Raw genomic sequence first — 18281 nt, 5'->3', positions numbered from 1 at the left:
ATGACCGCGACACCGCTCCTGCCCCTCGACCCCGCCCTCGTCGACCGCGCCCGCCGCCTCGCCGCCCGCGCCGCCCAGCCCGTGGTCGACCTGGCCCGCAGCCACACCACCGTCTCCGTCGAACGCGCCACCCTCCGCCTCGCCGGCCTGACCGGCGCCGACCCCGACGGCATCCCCTGGGTCAACCGCCTCGCCGACGCCGTCGCCGAACAGGTCGGCATCGAACACGGCATCGCCCTCCCCGTCTTCCACGCCCTCGCCGACCACCCCGACCTCACCCGCCTCGCGCACGCCGCCGCCGCGGGCGGCGTCCGCTTCGCATTCCCGAAAGGCGCTGCGGCCGAAGCCGCCCGCGAGCGCGCGACCGCCGCCGTGTCCCACGGCTTCGACCGCATCGACCGCTCGCGCCGCCGCCGGGACGCCCTCGTCGCCGAGATCGGCGACCCGCCCCAGCGCCCCTGGATCTACCTCATCGTCGCCACCGGCGACATCTACGAGGACATCCCGCAGGCCCAGGCCGCCGCCCGCGCGGGCGCCGACGTCATCGCCGTCATCCGCTCGACCGGGCAGTCCCTCCTGGACTACGTCCCCGAAGGCGCCACCCGCGAGGGCTTCGCCGGGACCTACGCCACCGGCGAGAACTTCCGGCTCATGCGCGCCGCCCTGGACGAGACCTCCCGCGAGGTCGGCCGCTACATCCGCCTCACCAACTACGCCTCCGGGCTGTGCATGCCCGAGATCGCCGCACTGGCGGGAATGCACCGGCTCGACATGATGCTCAACGACTCGATGTACGGCATCCTGTTCCGCGACATCAACCCCATCCGCACCTTCGTGGACCAGCGCTTCTCACGCCAGGTCCACGCCCGCGCCGGGATCATCATCAACACGGGCGAGGACAACTACCTGACCACCGCCGACGCCGTCGAGGCGGCCCACACGGTCACCGTCTCGCAGCTGCTCAACGAGCACTTCGCGCACGAGGCCGGGCTTCCCGATCGGCTCCTCGGCCTCGGCCACGCCTTCGAGATCAACCCCGACCTGCCCGAGTCCTTCCGCATGGAGCTCGCGCACGCCCTGCTGGCCCGCCAGCTGTTCCCGGACGCGCCGCTGAAGTGGATGCCGCCCACCAGGCACATGACCGGCGACGTCTTCCGCGGCAACCTCCTCGACGGGTTCTTCAACCTCGCCGGGGTCATGACCGGCCAGTCGATCCTGCTGGTGGGCATGATGACCGAAGCGGTCGTCACGCCCTGGCTCTCCGATCGCGACATCGCCCTCCAGAACGTGCGCTACGTCCTGAACGCCTGCGCCGGGCTCGCCGAGGACTTCCATCCGCCCGCGGACGGCTTCATCGCCAAGCGCGCCGGCGAGGTGCTCGGCGAGGCCGTGGACCTCCTCGGGACGATCGTGGACGACGGACTGCTGGACGCCATCGCCGACGGCACCTTCGGCATCATGAAGCGCCCCGCCGACGGCGGCCGGGGCCTCGACGGCGTCGCGAAGCGCGCCGAGGACTACTGGAATCCCGCGGCCGCGATCCTCGACCGGGACGCCGCGGCGGCCCCCGCCCGCGAGGAGGCCGCCCGATGAGCCGCATCGTCAGGCCCTACGGGGACACCACCGGCGACGGCATGGTGCAGCTGTCCTTCACCCTGCCCGTCCCGCACGACAAGCGCGCCGAGGGCGCGGCCCTCCAGCTCGCCGCCAAGATGGGCCTGGACGGGGCGATGCTCGTCCATGCCAAGGCCATCGGCGAGGGCTACACGTTCTTCGTGGTCTACGGCGCGTCCACGCACCTCGTCAACCTCGACGACGTCAAAGTGGTCGAACGCGACTACCCCCAGCTGAGCCCCAAAGAAGTCAACGACGCCATCCGCGAGCGGCTCGGCCGCAAGCTCTGCGTCGTCGGCGCCTGCATCGGCACCGACGCGCACACCGTCGGCATCGACGCGATCCTCAACATCAAGGGCGTCGCGGGGGAGAAGGGCCTGGAGTACTACCGCGAACTGCGCGTGGTGAACCTCGGCGCGCAGGTCGCCGTCCCCGACCTCGTCAACCGCGCCGTGGACGAGGAGGCCGACGCCGTCCTCGTGAGCCAGGTCGTCACCCAGAAGGACGCGCACCTGCACAACACCCGCGAGATGGCCGCCGCGTTCCGCGAGGCCCTGCCGCCGGGGAAGCGCCCGCTGCTCGTCGTCGGCGGACCCCGCTTCGACGAGCACGCCGCCGCCGAACTGGGCGTCGACCGGATCTTCACCCGCGGCACCACCCCGTCCGACGTCGCCTCCTACCTCGTCCATCGCCTCGTCACCAGCAGAGAAGCGGAGCCGGCAGCATGACCGACCACAACGGCACGACCGTGACCCACCGCCGCTACCTCCCCTACAGCCACGCCCACTACGGCGGCGACCTCGTGGACGGCGCCTACGGCCTCGGCCTCTTCGGCGACGTCGCCACCGAGCTGTGCATCCGCACCGACGGCGACGAAGGCCTCTTCGCGTCCTACACGGACGTCCAGTTCAAGGCGCCCGTCAAGGCCGGCGACGTCGTCGAGGCCACCGGCGTGATCGTCCGGACCGGCGCCCGCAGCCGCACCGTCGAGTTCACCCTCGCCGTCGTCTGCCGCGCCGACCCCGAACGCGGCGACTCGGCCGCGGTCCTCCTCGACCCGCCGATCGTCGCCACCACCGCCACGGGCACCGTGGTCGTTCCCCCGAGGACGGCGCCGTGAGGACCCCGCCATGACGAACGCCGTCGTCTGCGTCGACGTCGGCTCGACCTACACCAAGGCCGCCGCCGTCGACGCGGACACCGGCGACCTCCTCGGCACGGCCTCGCATCCGACGACCCTCGCCACCGACGTCATGGAGGGCCTCCGCGCCGCCGCCGAAGCGGCGGTTCCCAAGGCCGCCAACGTCGTCGACACGCTCGTGTGCTCGTCCGCGGGCGGCGGCCTGCGCCTCGCCGTCATCGGCAACGAGCCCCTGGTCACCGCCCGCGCCGCCTACCGGGCCGGACTCAGCGCCGGGGCCCGCGTCGTCGACGTGCGCGCCGGGCGCCTCGCCGACGCCGACTTCGCCGCGCTCGCCGATGCGCGGCCCGACGTGATCCTCCTGGCCGGCGGCACCGACGGCGGCGACGACACGGCCGTCCGCGACCACGCCGCCGCCCTCGCCGCCTCCGGGATCCGCACCCCGGTCGTCTACGCCGGCAACGCCGACGCCTTCGCGGCGGCCGCCGCCGACCTCGACGCCGCGGGCATCGCGGTCACCGGGGTCGCGAACGTCCTGCCGCGCATCGGCGCCCTCAATCCCGTCCCCGCCCGCACCGCCCTCCGCGAGGTCTTCCTCCGCCACGTCATCGCCGGGAAGCACCTCTCCGCGAGCGCCGACTTCACCCGCATGGTCAAGGCCGCCACCCCCGACGCGGTGCTCACCGGGGTGGAGCTCCTCGCCGACCGGATCGCCGACGACCTGCTCGTCGTCGACGTCGGCGGCGCGACCACCGACGTCTACTCCGTCCTCACCCCGGACGCCGAACGCGAGGGCCCCCGCGCCGAAGTCGCCGGAACCGCTTGGCGCTCAAGGACCGTCGAAGGCGACCTCGGGGTCCGCCACACCGCCGTAGGCATCGCCGAAGCCGCCGACGACGAGGACCTCCCCACGAGCGCCGCGCTCGAGGAGGCCGCGGGCCTCCGCACGGCGAACCCGGCGTTCCGCGCCGACGACCCCGGGCCCGACGCCGAACTGAGCGCGCTGGCCGCCCGCATCGCGGTGCGCCGCCACGCCCGCGGCGAGCAGATCGGCGGTCCGACCGAGCCCCTGCGCGGCGGCAAGGACCTCGCCGCGGTCGGCCTCGTCATCGGCTCCGGCGGCGTGCTCCGCCGCGATCCCGCCGCCGCCGCGTGGCTCCGCGAGGCCGTCGGCGCGGACACCTCCGGCGGCGTCCGGCCCCCGAAGGACGCCCGCTTCGCAGTCGACGCCGACTACCGCCTCGCGCCGGCAGGGCTCCTGGCCGCGAACGGGTACCGGCACGCCGCCGAAGGACTGCTCGGCGCCTGGTCGACATCGCGGTGAGATCCGCCGGCCGGCCGGGTCTCCCCTCGCGTCTCAAGGTGCGGACCCCTCCGCAGCGCTGCGCGCCGACGAAAGGCCATCGTGCGCGACTCGGTGGCCTCTGGGGCGGCCCACCGGGCCGTCCAGACCCGCCTGCGCATGGGGGACAAGAGGTTCGACGCCGCGCACGCGACCGGTCTGGCAGCGGCGGACGCGGTCGCCCTCGACGTCGAGGCCATCGGCGCGGGCCTCGCCGAACCCCGCGGCGACCGCAAGCCCCGGCCCCTCGGGCCCCGTCGTGCAAGCGTCAGCCGACGTGCAGACCCGCGACATCGGCCCGCAAGGACCCGTTCATCGCCTGTCGTGACAGTGTTACCGCACCCATGGACCACCTGCCCCGGGCCTCCGCGGCCCGCCCTCCCCGACGGGAAAGCGAACCACCCATGACCGAAGCACCGCACACGCTTGATCGACGCCGCCTCCTCACCGGTTCGGCCGCCATCGCCGCCGGCATGGCGGCGGCGGCCGTCGCCGAACCCGCCGCCGCCTCCCAGTCGACTAGCGCGCTCCACTCTACAGTGGACTCAGTGGGCGGTCTCGCGAGTGCCACGGTCCAGAGCACCGCCCAGTACGCCCAGTACGACGGCCCCGCCTTCGTGGACGCCTACACCACCAACGTCATCGAGAACCAGACCGCCGAGACCAACGCCGCCGTCCGCATCCTCAGCGGCTTCGAGGCCCTCTGGCAGACCGGCCCCGACTGGGACAACGGCACCGTCGTCGACGACGACGTCCTCGAAGCCAACATGGCCTACAGCGCCGAGATCACCGGGAACCGCCCCGACGCGGTCGCCAAGCAGTCCTTCATCTTCGACCGCCAGCACCAGAGCTACAGCGCCATCGGCGGCCTCGGCCCCCTCGAAGCCGCCTACAAGGCCGGCGCGAAGGCCGTCACCGCTATCACCAGCGCCCCCGACGGCATCCCCGACGGCAAGATCAGCGACTCGGTCCCCGCCGGAGCCCCGGCCGGCTCGGCCACGGGGGCCGGCGCCGCGGACTCCGAGCTCGGCAGGGTCGCGCAGCTCGTCAACACCGTGCGCGGCCCGTTCGCCTCCTCGAACCCCAGCAAGTTCGCCTACCAGTACCCGCGCCCCTACCGGATGAACGAGGACAGCGAGGTCGCCGAGTCCGGCGGCATCCCCGTCCTCGGCGTCCCCGCCTACGACTCGGACGTCGTCGTCGCCCCGCAGCTCCTGCGCCAGCGATCCACGAACCCCGCCGAAGACGGCGGCTTCCCCTCCGGGCACACCAATGCCGCCTGGATGGCCGCCATCGCGCTGGCCTACGCCGTGCCCGAACGCTTCCAGGAGCAGCTCGCCCGGGCCGCCGACGTCGCGCACTCGCGCATCACCGCCGGCATGCACTCGGCGGTCGACGTCATCGGCGGCCGCATCCTCGGCACCGCCCTGGCCGCCGCCGCCCTCCACGACCCCGCGAACGCCGACCTCAAGGCCGAGGCCCGCGCCCAGGCGCTCGCGTACTTCACGGCCGCCGCCGGCGTCTCGGCCGACGAGCTGCACGCCTACGCGCACCGCGAGGGCCCCGACACCGACCAGTACGCCGACCGCGAGGTCAACCGCGCCCGCTACCGCGAACGCCTCACCTACTTCCTGAAGCGGTCCGGCTCCGACGCCCCGCTCACCGTCCCCAAGGGAGCCGAGGTCCTCCTGGAGACCCGCCTGCCCTACCTGGACGCCGAGCAGCGCCGCGAGGTCCTGCGCACCACGGCCCTGAAGGCCGGATACCCGATCCTGGACGGGCCCGAGCAGTGGGGCCGCCTCGACCTCTTCGCCGCCGCGGACGGCTACGGCCGCTTCGACGACGACGTCCACGTCGTCATGGACGCCGCCCAAGGCGGCTTCAGCGCCGCCGACACCTGGCGGGGGGACATCGGCGGCCCTGGCAAGCTCACCAAGTCCGGCGCCGGGGCCCTCACGCTCGCCGGCGACAACGCGTTCTCCGGCGGCGTCGCCCTCCAGGACGGGACCCTGGGCGCGGCCTCCCCGAACGCCCTCGGCAAAGGCGGCGTCACCGTCACCGGCGGGACCCTCGCGGTCGACACCGCCCAGCTCGAACTCCGCGCCTACGCCCAGTCGAACGCGACGCTCCGAGTGCGGCTCGGCGACGGCGACGACCCCGCCCTGGACGTCTCCAAGGAGGTCGCCCTCGGACCGGCCGCGGTCCTGCGGATCGCCCTCGACCCGCAGCGCCCGCCCGCCGCGGGCATGCCGCTCACCGTCATCAAGGCCAAGCAGGTCACCGGCACCTTCGCCGAGGTCGTGCTCGACCTGCCCGGCCACACCGTCACGGTCGAATACGAGAAGAAGCGCGTCAAGGTCCGCATCGACGCCGCCTAGACCGCCGAGGCCCCGGCCGCTCAGCGGCCGGGGCCTCGCCTCCACGCAGATCGCGACCCGTACATTCGCGCGATTCATGTTGGAGAGGCCGGCCCGGATCTCCGTAGGCTTCGAACCCTCCGCTCCGAAGGGAACGCCATGAGCGCCGACGAAGTCCTCGCCCACTGCACCCGGCCCGGCCCGCTCCCCGACGCCGACGTGCGCGGCCGGTACGCCGCCGACGAGCGGATCCGCGTGCCCGAGCGGGCCTGCGGCGCCGTCCGCGGCGCCCTCGAACCGGTCGCGGCCGACCGGTCGGACCGTGATGTACGGTTCGGTGCGTATCCCACACCTAAGGAGTGATCGACAGTGGACGTGGAGCGCACCGAGCTGCCCGGAATCGGCGTGCGGTTCGAATTCGAGACCAAACGCCATGTACGGCTCGGGATCGTCGCCCATCGCGAGGGCCGCCGCGACTTCATCATCTACGACCCCGACGATCCCGACTCGATGCTCGACTGCATCGTCTTCTCCGCCGACGAGTCCGCCGCGATCGGCGAACTCCTCGGCGGCGCCCGCATCGTCGAGAAGCTCAACCGACTCCACCACGAGATCGACAACCTCGTCTCGCGCCAGATCCTCGTGGACGCCACCAGCCCGTACGCCGAGCGGCCCCTCGGCGACACCCGCGCCCGGACCCGCACCGGCGCCTCCATCGTCGCGATCGTCCGTCCCGACGGCGTCGAGACCGGTCCCGCCCCCTCCGCGACCCTCCACGTCGGCGACCGCCTCGTGACGATCGGGACGCAGGAGGCCGTCGACGCGGTCGACCGGATCCTGCGCGGTCGCGAATAATGCACGAGACCGTCGAGCTCCTCCTTGAACTCGGCCTCCTCATCGGAGCCCTCGGTCTGCTCGGAGCCGCCGCCGTACGGTTCGGCCTCTCCGCCATCCCGCTTTACCTCCTCGCCGGCCTCGCCTTCGGCCACGGAGGCGTCTACGAGTTGCAGGCGATCACCGGCTTCATCGAAGTCGGCGCCCAAGTCGGGGTCGTGCTCCTCCTGTTCACCCTCGGCCTGGAGTACACGCCGCGCGAACTCATAGGCACCATGCGGACCTCCTGGCTCGGCGCGGTGGTCGACCTCGTCCTCAACGCCACCCCCGGCGTGGTCTGCGCGCTCCTGCTCGGTTGGGGGCCCGTGGCCGCCGTCGTCTTCGGCGGCGTCACCTACATCTCCTCCTCGGGCATCATCGCGAAGGTCCTCACCGACCTCGGCTGGCTCGGCAACCGCGAGACCCCCACGGTGCTCGCCCTCCTGGTCGCCGAGGACCTCGTCATGGCCCTCTACCTGCCGATCGTCACCACCCTCCTGGCCGGTCTCGCGTTCTCGCAGGCCGCCGTCGGCCTCGGGATCGCGCTGCTGGCCGTGGCCATCGCCTTCGTGGTCGCGTCCCGGCTCGGCGGACTGCTCTCGCGGTTCCTCACCTCGCCGAGCAACGAGATCCTCATGCTCAAGGTCATGGGCATCGTCCTCATCGTGGCCGGGCTCGCCGAGCAGGTCCACGTCTCGGCCGCGGTGGGCGCGTTCTTCGTCGGCATCGCCCTCTCCGGCGAGGTCTCGCGGCAGGCCGAGGAGACCTTGGAGCCGCTGAAGAACCTGTTCGCGGCGATCTTCTTCGTCAACTTCGGACTCGAGACCGACCCGACCGCGCTGCCGCCGGTGTTGCCGGTCGCGGTCGCGCTGGCGGTCTGCACGATCGCGACGAAGTTCGCCACCGGCTGGTGGGCGGCCGGGCGCGGCGGCTCGGCGTTCACCGGCAAGCTCCGCGCCGGGCTCGTGCTGCTGCCGCGCGGCGAGTTCTCGATCGTCATCGCCGGACTCGGCGTCACGGCGGGCCTCGATCCGGCGCTCGGCACCGTCTCGGCCGCGTACGTGCTCATCCTGGCCGCGATCGGCCCGCTCGCGCCGCGTCTGGCCGGCCCGATCGTCGCCAAGCGCCGCAGGAAGAACCGCGCGAGGCGACTCGCCGACGCGGGCCTCTGAGCGCCTGCTCCACGGATCCGCCGGGGGCGGTGGCGGCCGCCACCGCCCCCGGCGGCCCTATGTGGACGATTTCAGCCTCGATGCATACGGTGAGCGCTTATGTACGAAATCGCCCCTTTAATCTTTTAAGAAACCATGCTAATCTCAGCCGCATTCCTCAATCTCGCACCATTTGGAGGTTATCCATGGTTTCGCGAAGAGCGATGCTCTCCCTCACCGCCGCCGCGGGCGCGGTCGCCGCGAGTTCGCCTTGGTGGCGCTCGTTCGACGTCCCCGCCGCCTCGGCCGCACCGACCACTTGCGAGCTCGCGCTCGTCAACGACACCGACACCGCCAACGTCAGCGCCTACGTCACCGGGCGCGAGTTCGGCACCGACCGCATGATGCTCCTGCGCGCCGGTCAGGGCCCGTACTACCTCGAGGAACCCGGCGGGCCGAACACCCCGCTCCCGGTCGACGCCGCGATCCCGCTCGGCGCCCCCGGCGCCGCTCCGGTGGTGGTGACCCTGCCGCGCATGTACGGCGGCCGCGTCTACTTCGTCCGCGAGTCGAAGCTCGAGTTCTTCGTCAACCCCGGTCCTTCGCTGGTCGAGCCCGCGCTGCACAACCGGGCCGACGCCAACTTCGGCAAGATCGTCTCGTTCTGCGAGTTCACCTTCAACGACGTGCAGCTGTTCGCCAACGTCAGCTACGTCGACCTCGTCACCGCCCTCCCGATCGGGATGCGGCTCCAAGGGAACGGCGACCACTCGGTGGCCCCGCTGCCGCACGGCGCGGTCGAGGCCATCGCGGCCGACCTCGAAGCCCAGGCGGCGCGGGACGGCTACCCGTGGAACGACCTGGTGATGCACGGCGACGCCGGCATCCTGCGCGTCATGTCCCCGCAGAACATCATGGCCCCTCATGTGGGACGGCCGGACATGCCGTTCGCCGGCTACTGGGAGGGCTACGCCGACCGGGTGTGGGAGACCTACCGCCACACCGACCTGCGCATCGACCTCCAGGGCGGGCGCGGGGTGCTCACCGGCCGCGTCAACGGCGACACGCTCGTCTTCGACGACGGCTCCACGTTCGCCAAGCCCGGGTCCTGGGACGTCTTCACCTGCAACCACGGACCCTTCGCGAACATCCCCTCGGACACCGAGGCGAAGAAGGGCGCCCTGGCGCGGCTCGCGGCGGCGTTCAACCGCAGCACGGTCCACAGCCACGCCGACCAGCCGAACGGCCCCGCCGTCGACGACTTCTACGCCGACCCGGTGACCAACCACTACGCCCGCGCGGTCCACGCGAACTCGCCGATCGGGTACGCCTTCCCGTACGACGACGTGACGCCCGACGGCGTCCCCGACCAGTCCGGTGTCGCCTTCGACGGCAACCCGCGCAGGTGGACGCTCACGGTTACGTGAGAGAGCGCTCCCCGAAGCCAGATCGGGCCGTGCGCTCATGCCACGGCCCGATTTCATGCCCTTGAGACCGGTCGATGAAGTTATATATCGCCGACGAGTTATGCGCACGAATTTTCAGCGCCGACGCCTGGGCGGCGAGTCGCGCCGTCCGGCCGGTGGAGACCGAGCCCCAGCGAATCGCGGTTCGCGAAGCGGCCGCAGGCGCCGAAGCGCCCGCGGCCGCGAGGGTCCGCTACAACGGGACCGGCGTCAGGACGGCAGGTTCCAGACCTGCGTCCACTGGCCGTTGCAGTCGTAGATCTGCAGCTTGGTGCCCTCCGCGGTGCCGCCCGCCGAGATGTCGAGGCAGCGGCCCGACTGCGGGTTCAGCAGCGAGCCGTTCGACTGGGGCGTCCACCGCTGGGCCCCGGAGCCGTTGCACTCCCACAACTGCACCTTCGTGCCGTTCGCCGTGCCCTGCGCGTCCACGTCCAGGCACTTGCCGAAGGCGCGGATCGAGCCGTCCGCATACCGCGACCAGTCCTGGCCTGAGGCCGTTCCGCACGACCAGATCTGCGCCCGGTTCCCGTTCGCGGACGTGTTCGTGTCCACGTCGAGGCACTTGCCGGTCTGCGGGTTCACGACCGCTCCGGTCGCACCGGGGACCGTGCCGATGCCGAACCGCACCTCGCACTGGTTGCCCTGCCCCAACCAGGTCGCGGCCAGGTACAGGAAGCTCGTGCCGTTCTCGCGCGGGATCGCCGGCGTCGAGTAGCCCGGGCAGGAGGGCACGCCGGGGGCGTAGCCGCCCGTGGGGTTCACCGTGACCGGCGCGGTCGCCTCGAACCAGTCGCCCGCCCCGAGGTTCCGGTTCGCGAACAGCACCGTCCCGGACTCGGCGAGCACGGTCTTGTTCCCGGTGGGGCCTGAGACCACGCGCTGGCCGGAGACGAGCAGCGTCCCGTTGGGCCCACCTGCGGGCGTCCACGAGATGTAAGGCGTGTGCAGCAGCTCCCGGCCGTCCGAGGTCGTCACGAGCGTGCCGCGGTCGCCCGCCGCGCCCCAGTTCAAGCCGTCCTGGCTGTACTTGATGTAGACCTCGCACGCGTGGTCGGCGTTCGTGGCGTCGCGGCAGAGCTCATAGCCCATCGCGAAGCGCCCGTCGGGGAGCTCCGCGAAGGTCTGCATGCCGGGGCGCAGCAGGTTGTCGGCGGGGAAGACGACGTCGTCCTGGATGTTCGCGCTCCAGGTCACGCCGCCGTTCGTGGAGGTGTAGTGGCCGATCTTCTGGTTGTTGGCGGCACTGTTCGAGGGCCGCTCGTCGGAGATGAAGCACGCGAGGGTCCCGTTGTCCGCCACCAGGAACGTCGGCTCCCAGATGCCGTGTCCCCAGGTGTTCGGCTGCCCCGAGGTCTGGGTGCAGTTCGACAGATACGACCAGGTGAAGCCACCGTCGGTGCTCTTGAAGACCTCGACCTTCTGCGCGGTGTAGTTCCCGACGTCCCAGGCGGTGCCGGCGGCGAGCAGGTCGCCGGCGTTCAGTCCGGTGATGTTCCGCGGGACTTCGAAGAGCGTGGGCGCCTCGAGATCCCAGCCGGGGGTGTTCGAGGCGAGGGTGCTGATCTGGCTCCAGTTCTGGCCGCCGTTCGTGCTGCGGTAGATCGGGAGGGTGGTGGGGGCGTTGTGGCCGCCCTTGGCGAAGGTCACGAGCATCGTCTCGGCGGCCGAGCCGTCGTGCTGCAGGCCGATGGCGCGCGGGTAGCCGGCGGTCCCGTCGGGAAAGGCCCCGAGGTCGGGGGAGTAGAGCACCGTGCCCGGGTACGCGGCCGCGGCGGGGGTCGCGACGAGCGCCTGCGCGCCGGCCGCGACCAGGACCGCGGCCGCCAGCAGCGCCGCCCAGCGCCGCGCTCGCGCGGTCCATTGTCTTGTCACCGTCATGGGGGTTGCCTCCTGTGGATGCGACGCCTGCGGCTTTGCAGACGTTGCAAACACCATGCCAGGAATTTGCCTACGTTGCAAGGCTTGATTTTTCCGGCCGCGTCCGCCGGTCTCACTCGCCTCCGGCGGTGCTCTCGCGTACGACGAGACGGTGTTCGGCGATGACCTCTTCGGCCGCGACCTCGGGATCCTCGATCCGCGCGGTCAGGCGGCGCACGGCTTCGCGGGCGATGAACGGGGTGTCGAGCGAGACGGTGCTCAGCGACGGACGCGAGAAGTGCCCCTCCTCGATGTCGTCGACGCCGATGACGGCGACGTCGTCGGGCACGCGGAGCCCGGCGTCGAAGACCGCGCGCATGGCGCCCATGGCGAGCAGGTCCGAGAAGCAGAAGATCGCATCGGGGCGCGGCGAGCGCGACATGAGCGCGGCGGCGGCCTCGTAGCCGTCGGTGCGGCTGTAGCGGGCCGCGGGGACGGTGAACCCCGGCGGACTCTCCAAATCCGCTTCGGCAAGGGCCGCTTCGTATCCGGCGGTGCGCTGGAGGGGGGTCGCGTACTCCTCGTCCGGCTGGGTGCCGATCGCGGCGATCCGGGTGCGTCCGATCGCGATCAGGTGCGCGACGGCGTCGCGGGCGGCCTGCACGTTGTCGATCGCGACGTGGTCGTAGCGGCCGTCGAACTCGTGCTCGCCCAGCAGCACCATCGGCATGGTGGTGGCTCCGCGCATCTCGAGCAGTTCGGCCTTGGTCACCAAGGGGCTGAACAGGATGCCGTCGAAGAGCATCGTGCGGTCGTCGCCGCGCAGGAGCTGCCGCTCCCGCTCGTGGTCGTTCCCGGTCTGGTCGATCATGACGCGGTAGCCGAACGCGGCGGCGGCGTCGATGACGTCCCTGGCGAGTTCGGAGAAGTAGGGGACGGCGATCTCGGGGACGACGAGCGCGAGCATGCCCGTGCGTCCGGTGCGGAGGGTGCGCGCCACGGGGTTGGCGCGGTAGTCGAGCTCTTCGATGGCCCGGAGGACCTTCTGTCGCATGCGCTCGCTGACATGCTCGTAACCGCTCACCACGTTGGAGACGGTGCGGACGGAGACCTGCGCCAGTTCGGCGACGTCGCGGAGTGTTGCCGGCATGAGAGCATCCTACCGTTTGCAACGTCGGCAAAGGGATGCTAGATTTTGCACACGTTGGCAAATCACAAGGGAGTGCCCATGCAACGCCACCACCTCCGACGACGCGCCCTGCTCGCGACCGCAGGCCTCGCCGCCGCGGCCCCCGCCCTCGCGGCGTGCGGCCCCGACATCACCTCGGGCGAGGACACCGACGAGTCCCGCCTCCTCAAGGCGCCCGGCGGCGACCGACCCGAAGGCGAGATCACGATCTGGGACCGCTCGGGGGACCTCTTCGAGGTCTTCGAGGGCGTCATCGCCGACTTCAACGCCGCCTACCCGGGCATCAAGGTCCACCACGTCGCCGTCGACATCGACGCGAAGCTCCAGAACACCCTCATCACCGGCACCGACGTGCCCGACGGCGTGTTCCTCGACGACGCCAAGATCGGCGGCCTCGCCGACTACCTGTGGGACCTCAGCGACGTGCTCGCCCCTTACGTCGCTGACATCGCGCCGCAGAAACTCGACGTCAACACCATCGACGGCGGCATCTTCGGCGTCCCCTTCGACCTCGACCCGGGCCTGCTGTTCTACAACGCGACCGCGCTCGATGCCGCGGGCGTGGACGTCGCGGCGATCGAGACCTACGAGGACCTGCTCGCCGCCGCCCGCGCCTACCAGGCCGCCGTGCCCGGATCCGGCCCGATCCACCTGGAGCAGTCCGCGTTCCTCGGCCAGCTCCAACTGGAGATGTACGCGAACCAGCTCGGCACCTCCATCGCCGACGCCGAGGGGCGGCTGCGCCTCGACACCCCCGAGTTCGCGCAGATCCTCGGCTTCCTCGACACCGTGCGGCGCGAGGGCCTCGGCACCCGCGCCGAGTACCTCACGCCGACCGACATCGCCGAACTCGAGAACGGCAACCAGGTCTTCTACCCGTGGGCGATCTGGTTCAGCTTCGCCCCGCAGCAGCTGCTCACCGAGACCAAGGGCGACTGGCGCGCCACGGCCCTGCCCGCGTGGGAGGCCGGCGGCGTCCGCTCCGGCGCGATGGGCGGCTCCTCGTTCGTCCTGCCCAAGGACGGCGCCAACGCCGACCTCGCCTGGCTGTTCTACGAGTTCCTGATGTTCGATCCCGCCGGGTACACCGCCGTCTGGGGCCCTGGCGAGATCTACCCCGAGGGCCTCACCACGTCCATCCCGAGCTACCTGCCCGCGTCCGACCCGGCCGAGCCGCTGTTCGGACCGATCGAGGCGCTCGGCGGCCAGGACCTGTGGGCCGTCGCCACCGAAGCCGGCGCCGAGATCCCCGGCGGCACCCCCACGCCCGCGTGGTGGGCCGGAGCCGTCGACTACCTCGGCAACGACCTCCAGCGGATGCTCGACGGCGACCTCACCCCCGACGAGGTGCTCACCCAGTCCACCGAGGCGATCCAGACGAACCTGGTCGACCGCCAATGACGACGATCCCGGCCGCCCGCTCCGCGGCGCCGCCGCCGGCGGCACCCCGCCGGCGGCGCCGCCACGGCGGCACGCGCCTGCGCCGCCGCCTCGCGCCCTATGTCTTCGTGGCGCCGTTCCTCGCCGTGTTCTTCGCGTTCGGCGTCTACCCGCTGTTCTTCACGGCCCGTCTGAGCTTCACGAACTGGCGCGGCACCGGCGCCGCGGAGTGGGTCGGCTGGGACAACTACACCTACCTGCTCACCAACGGCGCCTTCTGGAACTCCCTCGGCAACTCCGCCGCGCTGTGGCTCCTCATCGTGCCGATCCAGATGGTCGTCGGCGTGCTCGTGGCCGTGCTGCTCAACAACGCGAAGCTGAAGCTCCGCGGCCTCTACCGGGTCGCCTTCATCGTCCCGTTCGTGACCCCGCTCGTCGCCGTCGCCCAGATCTGGGTCGTGCTCTTCGACGGCCGGTACGGCGCGGTCAACGCCCTCCTCGGCGTCTTCGGCGTCCCCGAGGTCGGCTGGCTCACCACCGGCGCGTGGGCCAAACCCACGCTCGCGCTGCTGTTCCTGTGGAAGACCACCGGCTTCATCGTCATCATCCTGCTGTCGGGACTCCAGTCGATCGACGGCGCCGTCTACGAGGCGGCCGAGATCGACGGCGCGTCCCGGGGCCGCCGACTGTGGAGCATCACCGTCCCGCTCCTGCGGCGCACCATCATGTTCGCCGTCGTGCTGCAGACCCTCGCGGTCTTCCAGATGTTCGCCGAGCCCTTCGTCGTGACCCAGGGCGGCCCGTACAACTCCACCACCACCGCCGGCTACTACCTCTACAACCACATCACCCGAGCCGACCTCGGCACCGGCGCCGCGAACTCGTTCCTCCTGGTCGTCCTCGTGATGGTCCTGTCGCTCGGGTTCGTCCGACTCCTGCGAGCGAAGGACTGACGAGATGACCGCGACCCAGGCCCCCGTGCGCCGCGAACGCCCGCGCATCGGCTCCCACGTCCTCCTCATGCTCCTGCTCGCCGCGTTCCTCGCGCCCGTCGCATGGGCGCTGCTCTCGGCGTTCAAACCGGCGAACGACATCATCCGCTCGCCGCTCACCTTCGACCCGACCCGGTTCACACTCGACAACTACACGGCCATGTTCCAGGACGTCCCCATCGGACAGGGCTTCCTCAACACCGCGATCGTGCTCCTGTTCAAGGGCGCCATCACGATGTTCTTCGCGCCCCTGGCCGCGTTCGCGTTCGCCAAGTACCGCTTCGTGGGCCGGAACCTCGCCTTCGGCGCCGTCCTCATCACCCTCATGCTGCCGACGATCGTGCTGATCATCCCGCTGCTGCTGGAGATGAAGACCCTCGGCTGGGTCAACACCTACCAGGCGCTCATCCTCCCCGGCGCGGTCGACGCCTTCGCCGTCTTCTGGATGCGCCAGGTCATCAGCGCCGTCCCCGACGAGCTGCTCGACGCCGCCCGCGTCGACGGCTGCGGCGAGTTCGGGATCTTCTGGCGCGTCGTCGTGCCGGTGATCCGCCCCGGACTGGCCGGTCTCGCCGTCCTCACCATCATGAACATCTACAACGACTTCGTCTGGCCCGTCGTGGCCGCGAGCTCCGAGCGCATGGCCACGCTCCAGGTCGTGCTCTCCACCCTCGCCCAGAACATCACCGGCAACCGGATCGGCGCCGACTACGCCACGGTCACCGGCGAACTCCTCGCGGCGAGCTCCGTCGCACTCATTCCGCTGCTGGTGCTGTTCATCCTGCTCCAGCGGCATTTCATCAACGGCATCCTCGCCGGCAGCGTGAAGGGCTGACGCATGACCTCCGACCCGTTCCCGATCCCCCGCCCCGAATACCCCAGGCCCGACCGCGACCGGTCCGAGCGCTGGCTGAACCTCAACGGCCGCTGGGACTTCGCGGCCGACGGCTATGCGGGGCCGATCACGGTCCCGTTCGCCTGGGAGAGCGCGGCCTCGGGCGTGCACCGCACCTGGCTGGAGCGGGGCGTCTACCGGCGCCGGGTGAGCGCGCCGTCCCAATGGGCCGGCTCCCGGATCGTGCTCTCCTTCGGGGCGGTGCACCACCACGCGGTCGTCAGCGTCGACGGCACCGTGGTCGGCGAGCACACGGGCGGCTACGAATCCTTCGAGATCGACGTGACCGACGCGCTCGTCCCCGGCGTGAGCGCCCTGCTCGAGGTGGCCGTGACCGCCCCGGCCGACAAGCGCGCCATCCCGCACGGCAAGCAGCGGTCGATCCCGCGCGACGACTACGACGGCGTCGCGTTCACCCCCACCTCGGGGATCTGGCAGACCGTGTGGCTGGAGGCCCGCGGCCGCACCTACGCGCGTTCGGTCGCGCTGCGCGGCGACAGCCTCACCGGCGTCGACGTCCGCGTCGAACTCGCCGGCGACGCCCCCGCCGGCCGGACCGTCACCGCCGCGGTCGCGGGCCGGACCGTCACGCTCACCGCCGACGACACCGGCGTCGCGAAGGGCCGCATCGACCTCGACGACCCGCAGCTGTGGTCCCCGGCCGACCCGCACCTCTACGAGGTCGAGGTCCGCACCGGCGACGACCGCGTCGTCGCCACCACGGGGCTGCGCCGCTTCGAAGCCCGCGGCGAGGCGCTCTACCTCAACGGCGAACGCGTCTACCTGCGCGGCGTGCTCGACCAGGGGTACTGGCCCGACACCGGGCTGACCGCACCCGACGCCGCGTCGCTCCTGCGCGACCTCGACCTCGCCCGCGGCCTCGGCTACAACCTCGTCCGCAAGCACCTCAAGTTCGAAGAACCGCTGTGGCTCCACGAGGCCGACCGCACCGGCATGCTCGTGTGGGCCGAACCGGCCTGCCCGAGCCGCTTCTCCCCGGAGGCGGCGGCCGCGTTCGAGGCGCAGCTCCCGGCGATGGTCGAACGCGACGGCAACCACCCGGGCATCGTGATCTGGGGCCTCTACAACGAGGAGTGGGGCCTGGACTGGGACATCCCCGGCAGCCCCGCCCGCGCCGAGGCCGCGGTCCGCGCCTACGAGCGGCTGCGCGAACTCGACGACACGCGGCCGATCGTGGAGAACTCCGGCTGGTCGCACGTGCGCACCGACCTGGTCGACTGGCACTACTACGAGCCGGACCTGGGGAAGTGGAAGGACGCCGTGGCCCGCCTGGCCTCGGGGGAGCAGGACGCCTTCGCGGTCCGCCTCGGCCCCGACTTCACCGTCGACAAGTCGTTCTACGCCTCGCCCGACGTGCCCCGCCGCGGGCTGCCGATCGTCAACAGCGAATACGGCGAGGGCTTCACCAGCCTCGAACGCGCCTGGCACCTGCGCTGGGAGACGCAGGAACTGCGCCGCCACGACCGCTTCACCGGGTACGTGTACACCGAGTTCGCCGACGTGGAGCACGAGGCCGCGGGCCTGCTCGACATCGACCGCCGCCCCAAGGACTGGGGCGGATGCGTGCCCGCCGACGTGAACGCCCCCACGGTGCTCGTCCTGGACCTGGTCCCGGCCGCGGCGGGCGCCGACATCACGCCGCCGGACGCGCCGTTCACGTTCGACGTGCACGTCTCCCACCACGGCGATACGGAGGTGTCCGGCACCGTCCACGCCGCGTGGACCGCGCCCGGCACGCCGACCGCCACGGCGGTCGCGCCGGTCGCGAGCAGCGAGCCGGTGAAGGCCGAGCCGTTCCAGCTCTCGCCCGCGGCGAGCCTCACCGTCCCGCCCGTGGCAGGGCCCGCCCGCCTGCTGATCTGGCTGGCCGACAACGAGCACCGCACGATCGCCCGCGCCTTCCTCGACGCCGCCGAGGTCGAGCCCTCGAACCGCCGCGGCGCCCGCCCCGGCGAGTTCGAAGGCGCGCCCCGCCCGGGCCTCGCCTGACGCGGACGGGGCCC

The 18281-nt window shown here is 71.7% G+C and carries 15 protein-coding genes; 13 read left to right on the top strand and 2 right to left on the bottom strand.

The window, feature by feature from the left end; translation table 11 throughout:
• The 9 genes from K3N28_RS19490 (at position 1) to K3N28_RS19450 (ending at position 9905) form a co-directional block, all read left to right on the top strand.
• Positions 1 to 1593: a lysine 5,6-aminomutase subunit alpha gene (locus tag K3N28_RS19490; RefSeq protein WP_228094427.1), complete on the top strand. Its 1593-nt coding sequence runs from the start codon at positions 1 to 3 to the stop codon at positions 1591 to 1593.
• The gene (locus tag K3N28_RS19485; RefSeq protein ID WP_228094426.1) at positions 1590 to 2342 is read left to right on the top strand and encodes an OAM dimerization domain-containing protein; all 753 of its coding nucleotides are present in this window, start codon (positions 1590 to 1592) and stop codon (positions 2340 to 2342) included. The genes K3N28_RS19490 and K3N28_RS19485 overlap by 4 nt, the downstream gene beginning before the upstream one ends.
• Positions 2339 to 2734, top strand: coding sequence for a hotdog fold domain-containing protein (locus K3N28_RS19480; RefSeq protein ID WP_228094425.1), 396 nt, complete (start codon positions 2339 to 2341; stop codon positions 2732 to 2734). The genes K3N28_RS19485 and K3N28_RS19480 overlap by 4 nt, the downstream gene beginning before the upstream one ends.
• A 10-nt stretch (positions 2735 to 2744) precedes the next feature.
• On the top strand, positions 2745 to 4079 hold the full coding sequence (locus K3N28_RS19475; RefSeq protein WP_228094424.1) for a glutamate mutase L: 1335 nt from the start codon (positions 2745 to 2747) through the stop codon (positions 4077 to 4079).
• Positions 4080 to 4501: 422 nt separating this feature from the next.
• Complete coding sequence (locus K3N28_RS19470) at positions 4502 to 6475, top strand: phosphatase PAP2 family protein (RefSeq protein WP_228094423.1); 1974 nt, start codon at positions 4502 to 4504, stop codon at positions 6473 to 6475.
• Between the two features lie 138 nt (positions 6476 to 6613).
• On the top strand, positions 6614 to 6817 hold the full coding sequence (locus K3N28_RS19465; RefSeq protein ID WP_228094422.1) for a hypothetical protein: 204 nt from the start codon (positions 6614 to 6616) through the stop codon (positions 6815 to 6817).
• A 6-nt stretch (positions 6818 to 6823) separates the two neighbouring features.
• Positions 6824 to 7309 carry a cation:proton antiporter regulatory subunit gene (locus tag K3N28_RS19460; RefSeq protein ID WP_228094421.1) on the top strand — a complete coding sequence of 162 codons (486 nt, stop codon included), beginning with the start codon at positions 6824 to 6826 and terminating at the stop codon, positions 7307 to 7309.
• Positions 7309 to 8499 carry a cation:proton antiporter gene (locus K3N28_RS19455; RefSeq protein WP_228094420.1) on the top strand — a complete coding sequence of 397 codons (1191 nt, stop codon included), beginning with the start codon at positions 7309 to 7311 and terminating at the stop codon, positions 8497 to 8499. Before K3N28_RS19460 ends, K3N28_RS19455 begins: the two co-directional genes overlap by 1 nt.
• A 185-nt stretch (positions 8500 to 8684) precedes the next feature.
• Positions 8685 to 9905, top strand: a complete 1221-nt coding sequence (locus K3N28_RS19450) for a beta-1,3-glucanase family protein (protein ID WP_228094419.1) — start codon at positions 8685 to 8687, stop codon at positions 9903 to 9905.
• Positions 9906 to 10154: 249 nt separating this feature from the next.
• Here K3N28_RS19450 and K3N28_RS19445 read toward each other — a convergent pair whose 3' ends face one another.
• Positions 10155 to 11822: a sialidase family protein gene (locus tag K3N28_RS19445; RefSeq protein ID WP_228094418.1), complete on the bottom strand. Its 1668-nt coding sequence runs from the start codon at positions 11820 to 11822 to the stop codon at positions 10155 to 10157.
• 112 nt (positions 11823 to 11934) lie between these two features.
• Positions 11935 to 12951 (bottom strand): LacI family DNA-binding transcriptional regulator, encoded by a 1017-nt coding sequence (locus K3N28_RS19440; protein ID WP_228094417.1) that lies wholly within the window; start codon positions 12949 to 12951, stop codon positions 11935 to 11937.
• Between the two features lie 78 nt (positions 12952 to 13029).
• On the opposite strand from K3N28_RS19440, the gene K3N28_RS19435 reads away from it, so the two are divergent.
• Genes K3N28_RS19435 through K3N28_RS19420 form a run of 4 tightly spaced genes read left to right on the top strand, consistent with a single transcriptional unit; the run spans position 13030 to position 18267 of the window.
• Positions 13030 to 14391, top strand: a complete 1362-nt coding sequence (locus K3N28_RS19435; protein ID WP_228094416.1) for an extracellular solute-binding protein — start codon at positions 13030 to 13032, stop codon at positions 14389 to 14391.
• Positions 14388 to 15323, top strand: coding sequence for a carbohydrate ABC transporter permease (locus K3N28_RS19430; RefSeq protein ID WP_228094415.1), 936 nt, complete (start codon positions 14388 to 14390; stop codon positions 15321 to 15323). Before K3N28_RS19435 ends, K3N28_RS19430 begins: the two co-directional genes overlap by 4 nt.
• Positions 15324 to 15327: 4 nt before the next feature.
• Entirely contained in the window at positions 15328 to 16197 is an 870-nt protein-coding gene (locus tag K3N28_RS19425; protein ID WP_228094414.1) for a carbohydrate ABC transporter permease, read from the top strand.
• Positions 16198 to 16200: 3 nt separating this feature from the next.
• Entirely contained in the window at positions 16201 to 18267 is a 2067-nt protein-coding gene (locus K3N28_RS19420; RefSeq protein ID WP_228094413.1) for a glycoside hydrolase family 2 protein, read from the top strand.
• Positions 18268 to 18281 lie beyond the last annotated feature (14 nt).

The sequence above is a fragment of the Glycomyces sp. TRM65418 genome, assembly GCF_019710475.1.
Lineage (GTDB): Bacteria > Actinomycetota > Actinomycetes > Mycobacteriales > Micromonosporaceae > Glycomyces.
The sequence above is the reverse complement of the archived record's forward strand: the minus strand, read 5'-3'. Positions and strand labels throughout refer to the sequence as shown.

Coding starts and splice junctions, on each gene's coding strand:
- K3N28_RS19470 (WP_228094423.1), top strand. CDS start 4,502: ATGACCGAAGCACCGCACACGCTTGATCGACGCCGCCTCCTCACCGGT.
- K3N28_RS19490 (WP_228094427.1), top strand. CDS start 1: ATGACCGCGACACCGCTCCTGCCCCTCGACCCCGCCCTCGTCGACCGC.
- K3N28_RS19475 (WP_228094424.1), top strand. CDS start 2,745: ATGACGAACGCCGTCGTCTGCGTCGACGTCGGCTCGACCTACACCAAG.
- K3N28_RS19425 (WP_228094414.1), top strand. CDS start 15,328: ATGACCGCGACCCAGGCCCCCGTGCGCCGCGAACGCCCGCGCATCGGC.
- K3N28_RS19485 (WP_228094426.1), top strand. CDS start 1,590: ATGAGCCGCATCGTCAGGCCCTACGGGGACACCACCGGCGACGGCATG.
- K3N28_RS19440 (WP_228094417.1), bottom strand. CDS start 12,951: ATGCCGGCAACACTCCGCGACGTCGCCGAACTGGCGCAGGTCTCCGTC.
- K3N28_RS19480 (WP_228094425.1), top strand. CDS start 2,339: ATGACCGACCACAACGGCACGACCGTGACCCACCGCCGCTACCTCCCC.
- K3N28_RS19455 (WP_228094420.1), top strand. CDS start 7,309: ATGCACGAGACCGTCGAGCTCCTCCTTGAACTCGGCCTCCTCATCGGA.
- K3N28_RS19450 (WP_228094419.1), top strand. CDS start 8,685: ATGGTTTCGCGAAGAGCGATGCTCTCCCTCACCGCCGCCGCGGGCGCG.
- K3N28_RS19445 (WP_228094418.1), bottom strand. CDS start 11,822: ATGACGGTGACAAGACAATGGACCGCGCGAGCGCGGCGCTGGGCGGCG.
- K3N28_RS19430 (WP_228094415.1), top strand. CDS start 14,388: ATGACGACGATCCCGGCCGCCCGCTCCGCGGCGCCGCCGCCGGCGGCA.
- K3N28_RS19420 (WP_228094413.1), top strand. CDS start 16,201: ATGACCTCCGACCCGTTCCCGATCCCCCGCCCCGAATACCCCAGGCCC.
- K3N28_RS19435 (WP_228094416.1), top strand. CDS start 13,030: ATGCAACGCCACCACCTCCGACGACGCGCCCTGCTCGCGACCGCAGGC.
- K3N28_RS19465 (WP_228094422.1), top strand. CDS start 6,614: ATGAGCGCCGACGAAGTCCTCGCCCACTGCACCCGGCCCGGCCCGCTC.